At 60.7% G+C, this 473-nt stretch carries 1 protein-coding gene and 1 pseudogene; both read right to left on the bottom strand.

The annotated features are described in order from the left end of the window. Nucleotides 1-200, bottom strand: a pseudogene (locus CQ14_RS44840) (hypothetical protein); the annotation flags it as partial. Then, the coding region (locus CQ14_RS28550; protein WP_156435527.1) for a transposase at nucleotides 197-473 on the bottom strand (277 nt) is incomplete at its 5' end. The gene CQ14_RS28550 and the pseudogene CQ14_RS44840, both read right to left, overlap by 4 nt.

The following is a 473-nucleotide window of genomic DNA, read 5'->3' as shown; positions in this document are numbered from 1 at the left end:
TCACCATTGGCTGGCTCCATTTCGTCATTTCCCTGCCAGCCGAACTCGACGGCATCACCGTGGCAGGCTCCATGAATGGAGCCTGTGAGGCAGTCGAAGGCGAACTCGCCGCCGTCCTCATCGAACAGGATGTAGGCGCCCGCCAAGGCCATGTCGAAGCCGGGCGTCTCAACGACCCGCCATCTGCCCCGAATGCTCATGCCGGTGCCGCCAGAAGCTTGGGAAGCCGGATCAGATTATAGGCCGCAAGCGCCAGGACAAAGACGGCATCTACCCGGTCTCGGCCTCGCAGTTTTACCTTGGCCAAGCCAGCGGAACTCTTGATCCAGCCGAAGATTTCCTCGATGCGTTTGCGGCAACGCTGGCTGATGTCATAGCCGCTGTGACGCGTGGTACGCGCGTCGATCGCCGTCTTGCGCCGCTTGCCGGTCTTACTCAGATGTCCGTCGATCGCAATATGCGGGGTTACCAAT

Origin of the sequence: Bradyrhizobium lablabi, from assembly GCF_001440475.1 — a bacterium.
Classification (GTDB): Bacteria; Pseudomonadota; Alphaproteobacteria; order Rhizobiales; family Xanthobacteraceae; genus Bradyrhizobium; species Bradyrhizobium lablabi.
The sequence above is the reverse complement of the archived record's forward strand: the minus strand, read 5'-3'. Positions and strand labels throughout refer to the sequence as shown.